Origin of the sequence: Clostridium sp. LS, assembly GCF_002760435.1 — a bacterium.
Lineage (GTDB): Bacteria > Bacillota > Clostridia > Clostridiales > Clostridiaceae > Clostridium.
This window is the reverse complement of record NZ_AUUU01000018.1, coordinates 32534-42495: the sequence shown is the minus strand read 5'-3', so window position 1 is coordinate 42495 and position 9962 is coordinate 32534. Positions and strand designations below refer to the sequence as shown.

General features: G+C 29.2%; 12 protein-coding genes. 6 read left to right on the top strand and 6 right to left on the bottom strand.

Annotated elements, in window-relative coordinates:
- Positions 1-107: 107 nt before the first annotated feature.
- The 4 genes from COL3_RS05055 to COL3_RS05035 all read left to right on the top strand — a co-directional run bounded on the left by COL3_RS05055 (position 108) and on the right by COL3_RS05035 (position 3097).
- Complete coding sequence (locus tag COL3_RS05055; RefSeq protein ID WP_008425703.1) at positions 108-593, top strand: tyrosine-type recombinase/integrase; 486 nt, start codon at positions 108-110, stop codon at positions 591-593.
- Between the two features lie 355 nt (positions 594-948).
- Entirely contained in the window at positions 949-1983 is a 1035-nt protein-coding gene (locus COL3_RS05045) for a putative cell wall binding protein (RefSeq protein WP_008425704.1), read from the top strand.
- Positions 1984-2051: 68 nt separating this feature from the next.
- On the top strand, positions 2052-2753 hold the full coding sequence (locus COL3_RS05040) for a hypothetical protein (RefSeq protein ID WP_008425705.1): 702 nt from the start codon (positions 2052-2054) through the stop codon (positions 2751-2753).
- An 8-nt stretch (positions 2754-2761) separates the two neighbouring features.
- On the top strand, positions 2762-3097 hold the full coding sequence (locus tag COL3_RS05035) for a hypothetical protein (RefSeq protein ID WP_035283755.1): 336 nt from the start codon (positions 2762-2764) through the stop codon (positions 3095-3097).
- A 132-nt stretch (positions 3098-3229) separates the two neighbouring features.
- Here the strand turns inward: COL3_RS05035 and COL3_RS05030 are convergent, their stop codons facing one another.
- Positions 3230-3712 (bottom strand): DUF4883 family protein, encoded by a 483-nt coding sequence (locus COL3_RS05030; RefSeq protein ID WP_008425707.1) that lies wholly within the window; start codon positions 3710-3712, stop codon positions 3230-3232.
- A 140-nt stretch (positions 3713-3852) separates the two neighbouring features.
- On the opposite strand from COL3_RS05030, the gene COL3_RS05025 reads away from it, so the two are divergent.
- Complete coding sequence (locus COL3_RS05025) at positions 3853-4872, top strand: pyruvate kinase (protein WP_008425708.1); 1020 nt, start codon at positions 3853-3855, stop codon at positions 4870-4872.
- A gap of 68 nt (positions 4873-4940) precedes the next feature.
- Here the strand turns inward: COL3_RS05025 and COL3_RS05020 are convergent, their stop codons facing one another.
- From COL3_RS05020 to COL3_RS05010, 3 genes are all read right to left on the bottom strand, one after another.
- Positions 4941-5435, bottom strand: coding sequence for a hypothetical protein (locus COL3_RS05020; RefSeq protein ID WP_008425709.1), 495 nt, complete (start codon positions 5433-5435; stop codon positions 4941-4943).
- A 72-nt stretch (positions 5436-5507) separates the two neighbouring features.
- Positions 5508-6128 (bottom strand): DnaJ domain-containing protein, encoded by a 621-nt coding sequence (locus COL3_RS05015; RefSeq protein ID WP_008425711.1) that lies wholly within the window; start codon positions 6126-6128, stop codon positions 5508-5510.
- Positions 6128-7033 carry a DUF5685 family protein gene (locus tag COL3_RS05010; protein WP_008425713.1) on the bottom strand — a complete coding sequence of 302 codons (906 nt, stop codon included), beginning with the start codon at positions 7031-7033 and terminating at the stop codon, positions 6128-6130. The genes COL3_RS05015 and COL3_RS05010 overlap by 1 nt, the downstream gene beginning before the upstream one ends.
- Before the next feature lie 408 nt (positions 7034-7441).
- Here COL3_RS05010 and COL3_RS05005 point away from each other — a divergent pair, with 408 nt between their 5' ends.
- Positions 7442-7984, top strand: a complete 543-nt coding sequence (locus COL3_RS05005; protein WP_008425716.1) for an NADH peroxidase — start codon at positions 7442-7444, stop codon at positions 7982-7984.
- 172 nt (positions 7985-8156) lie between these two features.
- Here COL3_RS05005 and COL3_RS05000 read toward each other — a convergent pair whose 3' ends face one another.
- The gene (locus tag COL3_RS05000; RefSeq protein WP_008425718.1) at positions 8157-8804 is read right to left on the bottom strand and encodes a macro domain-containing protein; all 648 of its coding nucleotides are present in this window, start codon (positions 8802-8804) and stop codon (positions 8157-8159) included.
- A 241-nt stretch (positions 8805-9045) separates the two neighbouring features.
- The gene (locus tag COL3_RS04995; RefSeq protein WP_099716572.1) at positions 9046-9693 is read right to left on the bottom strand and encodes a hypothetical protein; all 648 of its coding nucleotides are present in this window, start codon (positions 9691-9693) and stop codon (positions 9046-9048) included.
- Positions 9694-9962 lie beyond the last annotated feature (269 nt).

Sequence of the window (9962 nt, the reverse complement as noted above, 5' to 3'; positions counted from 1 at the left end):
TTTGTTAGTCTTTTCTTTTGCCTAAAAATAACAATGAAAGGAAGAAAAAAGATGATGACAATAATAGAACAATTCAAAATTAATTTAATTGAGGATGGTCTAATACAGTGCAAAGTTATGTTAGCGATATTACAGCATTTTTAAAATATCTTGGAACAATGGGAGTTGAATTTGATAGAGTTCTAAAAAGGTTCTATATAACTAACTATAAAAACTATTTAGTTGATAACAATTATGAGCCTGCCACTATCAATAAAAAAGTAAATAGTATTCAAGCTTTTAAGAACTTTTTAATAGCAAAAGGATACATGCAAGAAAATGTAATCGACTTGAAAAAAGATAGAGTGAAAATAGCTGTTGGCTCAGAGCATCAAGTAGAAGTATATACAGATAATCAGCTTGAAAGGATCCAATTCTATATTCAAAGCTCAAAGAAAGTAAGACTAAGAGATAAAATGATAATTCAAATTTTGATGTTTACAGGAGTAAGAGTTAGCGAACTTTGTGACATTAAGCTAAAGAATATTGATTTCATATTAAGCCAAATTAAAATCATTGGAAAAGGAGGTAAGGTTAGAAAAGTGACAATCTAAATCTGTGATTTAGTTATTGGAACTTTCGCTATGTGGAAGTTCCAGTAAAGTTTAAAGTAATGGACACAATTTAAGAATGCATTGCTGAAAGGAACAATAATCCATACAAGGATTCTGAATACTTAATATTAGAGACAACAGGAGCAATTCAAAGAGATGCAGTAAACACATTTCGTATTATGTAGGCGCTAGTGAAAGCGTGGTAACAGGTTGGTTAAAAGACGAATAAAATGGAAATTGGTACTATTTTACTGATGGAAAAATGAAAACAGGCTGGATTCAAGATGGTGATAAGTGGTACTATCTTAAAGCTGATAACACAATGGCAACAGGATTGTAGGATAGAGGAAGTGATATGTACTACTTTTATTCCGATGGTGAGATGGCAACTGGCTGGCAACAAGATAGTGATAACATTTGGCATTATTTTTATGGTGATGGCAATGGATCAATGGCACATGATACAACAATTGGTGGATATCATATAGATAAAAGTGGTAAAATGATTACTGGAAGAGGTTGGGTGCCTTCAGATGGTAGCTGGTACTATCTCAAAGGCGATGGTGAAGTAGCAACAGACTGGCTTTGGAACCAAGGATATTGGTATTATTTATATCCAGAAGGGTCTATGGCACATGATACCACAATTAAAGGATATTATTTAAATGATGATGGTGAATGGGTACCTGATTTTGAGCCAAATGGGGAATGTATTGGAGATAGTATTTCTAACAAGGTAACAGATGGAGCAGCTGTAACAGTAACTTATGATGAATCTGAAGTTTTAGAGGATGACTCAGAAAGTATATTTGATAAAGCAAAGAGTGCAGCAAAAGATTTTACAATTGGTGCAGCGTATTCTGTGGACAATAATATGTTTTATGGGGTAACAACTCATGCGGTTGGTATTGATGAGGATGCACTACCAGATTCTACGGCTTGTAAGGTAGGAAAAGTAGATGGCGATGCAGCATCCATTGTAGGTGGTTCATTGGAAACTACCGCTGGTGCAGGAATAGAAGGTGGTGGAATTGTAGCTGATGGAACAGCTATGGCACTTGCACCAGGATTGGTACTGAATGCAGCAGGAGCGGCAGTTATAACCAATGGAGCAGTAACTGTTGACAGGTCATTAGGTAATTTGGTTAATGATACAATGAGTCTTATGTCTAGACCACCAAATCTTAGTCCAAAAGGAGCTGGAAGAAATGGTGCCTTTAGGGAAGCAAAGAGCAATAGTGGAATGCCTGTTACAGAGCAACCTAAAAAAGTTACACTGGCAGTTGATAAGCGAGGAAATAGGATACCTGGAACAGATTATGATTTTGGTGATGGAAAAGTAATAAGGGATCACTCAGGTGGACATGAATTTCCAGATGATCCATCTTAAAATAGAGGTCTACATTTTAATGATCCAGATGTCAATCATTATGATTATGAGGCAAAGGGGGAGTAATAATGAGAATTTGGAGTGAAGAGGAAAAAAGTGTGTATTCATACTTTCAATGGTTCAATAAAGATGAAGCATATGAAAGGATTGGTCGGAATGTGAATTTAAGTGTAATTAGCATAAATGGTTCGGGATTGTTTACCCATAATGATAGAAGTGCATTTATAAACTCATGTAGCGGTGAAATAAAAAAAATACTAGAGAAATATGAATCGATAAAGAATTACAAGTTGTATTTATTTGCAAATGTAGAAATTAAAAATAAAAATTCTCGCATTGAAAGATATAAAAAAGTTTGGAAAGTACTTAAATCTAAATGGGAGCTTGAAGGATTTAATAGTGGGTCTGAGATAGAAATTAAATCTGGAGAAAAAGCGTTTTTTTCAAGTATTGCTGAATTCAAAGTCGAAAATCTTTCAACAGCATTAGAGATAGTATCGAGTAATCCTAAAGTATATTCAATTATTGCGAGTAAAAAGGAAGATGTTTTATCAAATAAAACAATAACCAGTATTTCTGAAGTAGCATTTAACAAGAAAAATAAGTATGTGGATGAAATAGATTATTTTAATCTTTCAATACATCTTTGTCAACAAGGTGATATGGTTTTTAGATGGGGGGAATCATCTGAAGAAGCAGAGATAGCTATTATATTAAGAAGTGATATATTTAGGCATTTTAGCGATTATGCTAGAATTGAAATTGTATAGAAAGTTGTTTGAAAAACAACACGTTTGTTAAGTTGGATAATCAATCTGAAAGAGTAGTTAGTTATGACAGAGATGGAAATGTCCAAAGCTCAATTACAATATTACCAACTGGTGAGGTTTTAGTAGACTATAATTATGTGTATGATTTGAATGGAAATAGACTTCAAAAAGTAAGCAGCAAGCATAAGAATTTCTATACTTATGATTCGATGAACAGACTTAGAGAAGCAAGCTATGATGCTCGATGCGAAAGTTTCACTTATGATAAAGTAGGTAATAGATTAACTAAAACTACAAATGACATTACAATTAATTTATTAAGGAAAAATGAAATAAAATATTAAAAAGTATGAAGAGGCATGATTGAAATAAGTGCCTTTTCATACTTTTTTATGCTGTATATTGTTATTCTATAAGCGGTAAAAAGACGGGCAAAAATAAAATGTGAATTTTACAAATTGCTATATAACTAGCTTTTATTTAGATAAAGGCTCATTAGCTATATGATTGCAAAAATCAAATAGGTTATATCTTAATGGGAGGTCTTTTATTGATACCATGTCTTCTTTGTAGTTTCCGTCCCATGGAGAAACAGATACAAGGGAATCGTCGAAAACTTTAAGTATATATTGACTATTATCATCAAAAATAATTTTTATTCTGTAAGGTTCTTTTTTATCAGTAGTTTCTTCAGAGTAGTTATTATCAGTTAAGGATGAAATAAAACTTTCCATAATAGATTTTTCCTCACTCGGAACTTCTATTTCTTTGTACAAGTTAGTATCAAATACATAAAGAGTAAACTTATTATTACTTAGGATTTTGTTTTTTATTTCATCAACGTAATAATGATTATTGGGTTTCGTAGATAAGTTTATGTATTTAGCATCTTGAAAATTGCAGCCGCTTATTGTTGAAAATAATAATATAATAATAAAAATGTAACTAATCTTCTTCAAGCAAAGAGCCTCCTTAAAATAATTTATACACTATAATTTATTCTAAGTATTATATTTTAGAACTTTTTGCTTAATGTATAGGTGATAATTAGTAGTATTTTATAATATGAATAAGGGTAAAGATAAATTTGGGGGATAGTATGTATATAATAGGGACAGTCGGGCCGAATGTAAAAGATAGAACAGTACTTAAGAGCATAATAGATAGTGGTATAAATGCACTAAGATTTAATTTTATACATGGAAGTACAACTGAATTTATGGAATTCTTTAAAATGGCAAAAGAAATAAAAGATGATATAGAGATCATACTAGATCTTTCTGGAAATAAAATTAGAGTATCTAATAAATTTGAGAATATATATAAAATTTATGATGGAGAAGAAGTTTGTTTTTGTGGCGAAGATAAGTATGATGAAGTAAAAAATAATACGAGTAAGACAAAAAATAAAATAATCCCATTAAATATAAAAAATGAAATTCTAAATGAAAAAGAATATGAGCAAATAGGAATAAAAGATAATACAATGATTTTTAAAGTTATTAGCAGGAAAGATGGTCTTATTAAGGCTGTTACTATAAGAGGGGGAATTATTAGAAAAGGAAAAGGATGCAATATAAAGAGTTTAGAAAGAAAGTTTTTTTCATTAAATGAGAAAGATAAGTTAGCATTAACTTGGGGAGTAGAGAATAAAGTTGATATTATATGCCAATCATTTGTTGAAAACAAAGAGGATATTGTGGAGATAAAATCATATCTAAATAAGATGTCAAATAAATATAATCCTAAAATTTGGGCTAAAATAGAGACTTTAAATGGTGTAAATAATATAAAGAGTATTTTAAGTGAAGCAGATGGGATTGTTATAGGCAGAGGAGATTTGATTCCAGAAACATCGATAGAAGATACGCCAATATATGAAGAAAAAATAATTAAAGAAGTAAATAGAAATAAGGATAAGGATGTAATCATCGCAACACATATTTTTAATAGTATGAAAAATGGAAAGATGCCTTCAATTTCTGAAGTTGAGAGTATATATAATTTTATAAAAGCAGGTGCTACGGGTTTTCTATTAGCTGGGGAGACCTCGGTAGGAAAAGCACCAATAAAAACAGTAGAGTTTTTAAATAAATTAATTTTAAAATATAAAAATTAAGAAAGATAATAGAATAGTATACTTTATAGAAATAGCTGCACTTAATTTGTAAATATAATTAAGTGCAGTTAAACATACTTATGAATTCTATTTAAGTAAAAGCTAATAATAAGTGTTAATGCATAATCGTATATTAAAAATACAATTTGGCTTATTATCCACAGCAAATATAAGGGATATTTAATATTCAAAATTCCTAAAAAGTTTGAAATAACAAAATACATTATTGCTAGTAAAATATTGAAGGCAATTAATTTCAATAGTATCTCAATGGGTAGATTTTTTAATCTTTCTATAAAGGACTTTATTATCCCATAAATACCGAAAAATAGTGTATAGTAAAGTGCAATATTAGTTGGAACCAAAAAGAAACTTAGTACACTTGACGCAAGATAAACCAGCATTGTTCCTTTAATTGAGGTTCTAATTATTGATATGGGAATTAAGCAAGAAGCAATTGTTAATATGGATAGGGTACTAATAGGAAGAATAGAAGTAGCATATAGTACTACTAAGGTCAATGCTACTAATATTCCATTTTCAGCAATATACTTTGCTTTCATAATTTATTCACCTCTTCAATGATTATAGATTATGTGTTTTAAAACTATCAAGGGAGGTATAAGATATGCAAGTTAGCAACAGCTTATTAAGTCTCCGCCAGCGCATTCGCATAAAGTATCTAAACACCAAAGATCAATACAACAGTTACACATATCAGCGTTAGTTGTGTTTCTTGTTCTGTAATATGGATTAGAATAATTATTACCTCTTTGTCTTAATGAATTCAAGCCTTGTCTGTATTCAAAGTTATTTGGATCCATGCTTACAGCTGTATTCATGTGTTCAAGAGCTGAATCAAACCAACCCTTATTTAGCAGTACAACTCCGTAAAGGTAATGCCACTCTGCAGTTCTATTATTAATAGAATTTAATCTGTTTTCAGCAGCTCCATAATTTCCTGATTGAATAAATCTTCTTACTTCCTGCAGCTCATACGAACTATTTGAATTGTTATTATAGTTAGTTGTATTATATGAACTGTTACTAGTATTATTATAGCTGCTGCTATTAGAATTCTTAGTTAGTGCTTCATAGGCTTCATTGATTTGAATCATTTTTTCTTGTGCTAAATCTTTTAAAGGATTATTTCCAAATTGGTCAGGGTGATATTGCTTTATAAGCTTTCTATAAGCACTTTTTATTTCATCTTGGCTTGCGCCTGGTTTTACACCTAATACTTCATATGGATTCATTATAAATCTCTCCTTTTAGTTTCATTTGTACTTTCTGGATGATTAACAATATTAATATACTTATCCATTAAGCCTAATTCAATTATGTTATATAATATATCTTCATTTCTTCTAAGTTTTAAGTTTTCTAGATTTTCTTTACAATTATATCCGCAATTTAAAATCGTAAATTCTATTTTGGGTTTAATTAATTCAATAAACTTATCGTAAGTTAATGATTCCTTATTATACAAAAAGTTTATAGGATTAAACTTTTCTTTTTCCATATCAGATTTTAAATCATCTAAAGCATCTATTAAATAAATCCATTTCCCTATAGAATACCCCAAATTATATAAAGTATTTCTTAATTCAGTAGAATCATCTTGTAATTCAAAAGGATAATCTCGTAAGATTATACCAACTAAGTTACTAAAAGGATCGCATATTTCATCTATGCTGGTAAATGATTTGCTATTCTCTAAATCAGAAAGTTTGTTTAAGCAGTTCACTATATTATTATTAATTTCAATTACTGAATATGAGAATTTACTTTTATATGGTGATAAAATGAATGAAAAGAATTTACTTTTAAAATTTTTATCATCATGCGCATCATCTAATAGTTTATAGTAAAATAATGATATATTCATTGCAGCAGCATAGGATAAAGCTTTATTATTGAATACTATTGTTTTTTTTTCGGTGGGATGAAGTATGCATCTATGCTGAGAAACCTCTAATTCATCGGGATTTAATGCATCTAATAACAAACCTAAAAAAGTCATATCATAGTTTAACGACATTCTAGGAATATTTCCAAATTCTTTTTTTATATGACAACATAATCCACAATAATAACATTTAAATCTAGCAAAATCTTTTACTTTCATTTCTGCTTTTAATGGAGTTACATATCCAAACAATATAAAACACTCCTTGTAAATTTAAGTATAATGTGCCTAAGACCATTATACAGTAAATTTCAATGTTGAAACAATAATGTTTATAATAGATAATAAAATTTTTATATAATATTAATATTTATGAAGAATTAAGCTTTTAAAAAATTTAAATTTTAAATTAATGCATATTAGGCAATAGGTATCTATATAATAGTTTTGGTGTTAAAATAAGGAAGGATAGGTATGCAAAGGCCAAGTTTATAAATATTTCATAATAAATTTGAAATATTTATAAAAAAACTATTTACAACGGATAATTATTATTATATAATAGCAAATGTAGAGAGCAAATAAATTAATTATAAGCTTACAAAAGAAAAATTAATTAAGTATATAAAAAATAAATTGAAATTTTAGGAGGAGTTAATTATGAAAAAATTTGTTTGTACAGTATGTGGGTATATTTATGAAGGAGAAGCAGCACCAGAAAAATGTCCAGTGTGTGGGGTAGGAGCTGATAAGTTCGTAGAACAAGGCGGAGATTTAGCTTTTGCTGATGAGCATGTAATTGGAGTAGCTAAAGGTGTTGATAAAGAAGTAATAGATGGGTTACAAGCTAACTTTGTTGGAGAATGTACTGAAGTAGGAATGTACTTAGCAATGTCAAGACAAGCAGATAGAGAAGGGTATCCAGAAGTAGCTGAAGCTTATAAGAGAATAGCATTTGAAGAAGCAGAACATGCTGCAAAATTTGCTGAATTATTAGGTGAAGTAGTAGCTGCTGATACAAAAGCTAATTTACAAGCTAGAGTTGATGCTGAACATGGTGCATGTCAAGGTAAGAAAGACTTAGCTACACTTGCTAAAAAGTTAAACTTAGATGCTATTCATGACACAGTTCATGAAATGTGCAAAGATGAAGCTAGACATGGAAAAGCTTTCAAAGGTTTATTAGATAGATATTTTGCATAATATAAATAAACATATAAATGAATAATTAAAAAAACAGAAAGAGTAGGTACTTTGAAGTATAGTTATTAAAGAAAATCCCTATGGATTCTCATTGTAACACTGCGTAAAAGTTAACCAACTCTTTCTTGTTTTAAGAATTTTTTTAAATATGAATTAAAGTTACAATTTTTTGCTAAGCAGTTTGTAATCTTTCTTTATACAAAGATTCATACATATTAAAAGTCTTTTCATCAAAACAAACCATAGCAATTTTATCAAAGGTTTCAGGGGAATTTTCAATAAAGGTTAAAATTTCATCTAAAGCTATGTTGCATGCTTCCCTAAGTGGGTAAGAATAGGCTCCTGTGCTTATTGAAGGCAATGCAAGGGTTTTAATTGGATGCTTTTCTATATAATCTTCAAACTCTTTTACAAAATGCTCTTTTTGTCTACTAGAATTAAAACGATAAAGGTTCTTATCTAAAATTTCATTGCATTGTTTTAAATAGCAGGCAGAATAATTTGCTGCTATATCAAATACAGAGCGATAAGCACTCCTTAGATATTTCTCTTCAGCTCCATTGTTTCTGTATATTGGGCCTACCGTGTGTATTACCCAATATACGCCAGAAGAGTATAGATTATATGATTTAGTAATTTTTGATTTTCCAGTCATACAGCCATTTAAATGTCTGCATTCCTCTAATAATTCATTTCCACAGGCCTTATGAATTGTACCATCAACCCCGCCGCCGCCAAGTAAAGACGCATTTGCAGCATTCACTATCGCATCAAATTTAATTTTTGTTATATCGCCAAATAATATTTCAAATTTAGTCAAGTTAACCACCTCATATTAGTCATACAAATTTTCATTAATCTACTTCAATTAATAGTTTATACCTATTTAGTTTAAATAAAAATAAAAACTTTCCCCAAAAATGCAAAGAAAAAAGACATAATTCATCTATGATAGAAATAGTTAGTGGGAACAATAAACGAAAAAGAAAACATACACTAGAAACGCATGTTTTCTTTTGATTTATACTTTTTATTAAATACTAACGGTACAAGCAAACTCATTAAATAGGTTGATTTTCTAAATTCTTTCTTCTATTATCTAGAGGATTTAGATTAATATGATGTACTTTCATAGTTTCATCAGGATTCATAATTAAGCGGTCTAAGCGAATTCTACCTTCTGGAGTATTTGCGACAACCATAGTTTCAGATCCTTTTTTATAAACAACCCAATTATAATTATCCTTTATAACCTTATTAACGTCTTCCATTGAAATTAAAGCAGTTTCTTTGTGATTTCCATATTTATCTCTTAATATGATGCCCATAGTTTCATGGTCGATTTTTGTACAGTCATTTTTTAAACTTCTATTGTACAATTCTAAATTTTCTTTTCTATTATCTAATGTATCTCCATTTAAATGTTTTACAGGAGTCTTTGGATTTACATCTAAAATTACAGAATCAATTGTCTTTTTTATAGAAACTGTCTTTCCATTAACCTTTGATGTAGTTGAAGTTAATACTAAATAGTTGTTATAGTCCTTATGCCATTCAGCAAACCAAATACCTTCGTTTTTTACTTTTTCAGCATCATATGTATCTATTTTGCAAATAAGTTCAGTTCCATCTTTCTTTAAGATAGTAATTTCAGTAAGGTTTCCCTTAGTATTATATTTATTTTCTTGAGTTTTATAATTTGTATTTATAATAAAGCACCTCTTTCATGATTTTAATGTTTTAATAATGAATAAAATAATAAATAGCTACATTTGAAAAAATAACATAAAATAAGTTATTTTACAAGATATATCTATCTTTTAGTATTGCGCATATATATTTAATTTAAACATTACATTATTAAAGCAGAATAAAATGCTTTCTAAATTATTAATAGATATTAACGATAAATAGTGGACATAACCATTTTAACTAGGTTACAATAGAATTTGATATATAGCAGAATGTATGAGGTACT